3 protein-coding genes are annotated in these 1,597 nt (G+C 35.4%); 2 read left to right on the plus strand and 1 reads right to left on the minus strand.

What is annotated here, in order from left to right; translation table 11 throughout:
* A partial coding sequence (locus AC1DRF_RS26965) for a Dps family protein (protein WP_477742187.1) occupies window positions 1-396 on the plus strand: 396 nt, incomplete at its 5' end.
* 22 nt (window positions 397-418) lie between these two features.
* On the opposite strand, the gene AC1DRF_RS26970 is transcribed toward AC1DRF_RS26965, so the two are convergent.
* Complete coding sequence (locus AC1DRF_RS26970) at window positions 419-970, minus strand: hypothetical protein (protein WP_477742188.1); 552 nt, start codon at window positions 968-970, stop codon at window positions 419-421.
* Window positions 971-1,178: 208 nt separating this feature from the next.
* Here AC1DRF_RS26970 and AC1DRF_RS26975 point away from each other — a divergent pair.
* On the plus strand, window positions 1,179-1,597 hold a 419-nt coding region (locus AC1DRF_RS26975), incomplete at its 3' end, for a spore coat protein (protein WP_477742189.1).

Below are 1,597 nucleotides of genomic sequence, written 5' to 3' on the forward strand. Positions count from 1 at the left end.
AAGCTACATCGCTTTCACTGGTATGTAAAAGGGCCTCAATTTTTTACGCTTCATGAAAAATTTGAAGAATTCTATAATGAGACGGCGGACTATATAGATGAATATGCAGAACGATTACTAGCCATTGGAGGAAGCCCAATTGCTACAATGAAGCAATTTTTGCAAGCAGCTACTCTTTCTGAAGATGGAAACGAGCAAACGAGTGAAGAAATGGTAGAAACCTTAATTAATGACTATACGCTACTTGTTAAAAACCTAAAAAATGCAGTTGAAAACGCTGAAGCAGCACACGATCACGTAACAGCTGACTTATTCATTGGAACAATCGGCAACATTGAAAAACATATTTGGATGCTAAAAGCTGCTTTACCTGTAAAAACATCCGTAAACGCATAAAAAGAGCCTAAGCGGCTCTTTTTTACGTTTGTTGATTTACTTTTTTTTGTCTTTGCAGCCACATAAAAAAAGACATATCATCGTGAATGTCATCTTCTAGCACAGCCTTATAGACATGATCACTCGTATAATAGCGATTATATCCGCTTTGCTGCTTGAAAAATAAAATGCATTCTCGCTTCTTTTCAGTGAAAAGTGATTTTAATAACTCTTGTTTCTCAACTTTGCCTTTCACGATATTTTCTGGAAGCACGGAAATATCAAGCTTCCACTCTTCTCCCTTCTGAATCATATACAGACTCCACTGATACTTATCTTTTTCATTAGTAAATGTCATCTTATAAGGGCTAAAACGCTTTGTAAGCTGATACCCCATGTGAAAAATAGATTCTTCATCCATTTCATCATTTCCTACGTAAAAATTAATGATGCGATTTGTCATGACATTTAACTCAAAACTCTCCCCTGAGAGAAGACAACCATATTCTCTTAACAGATCCAATAAATGACTGGATACCACCAGTTGATTTGCTTCGTGTTTTAATTCACTTGAGTATGACAGCAGCTCATTCATGTTTTTTGATTCCCCTATCTATAGATCGTGAATTGTTATTGATATTCGCTTTTTTTTCATAAAACCCTTTCACTTTTACCCTTTAATTAAATAACTAGTTGTAAATTAAGTTATGTAGAGCAACATTTTATGAATAAATCAAGTTTGAGTATAAAACCTGAAGAAGTTTAAAGACTATAGTCGATACCGATTTTAAGGAGGACTTAGTATGAATAATCACGAACTTCCTACAAACATGCAAACTGGAGCTGTACCCCCTCAATTGAACCATGGAGGGCATGAACTATTTGACGTTCATGAAACACTTGCCGGCTCGATTAATGTAATGGATCAGTTTATGATGTTTAGGCAATATGTAAAAGAACAAGAGCTGCTTGATATCATTGATCGGCAATATCAGTTTATTTTAAATGAATATAATTTAATCGTAGAAGCTTTTTCTACTGGTCAAAAGCCGGCCGATTCTACACATGTATATAACATGAAGCAGTCTCATACCTTTGTTTATGGCTTAAAGCCTTCACAGCCTAAAAAGCCGAATCAGTCCGTTGAGGAAATCAATGAAAAAGGCATATCAGGTCATATGCTAGGTCTAGTTAAGTCTCAAGCATCTCTTTTAACCATGAC

This window comes from Priestia sp. P5_B4, assembly GCF_056400385.1.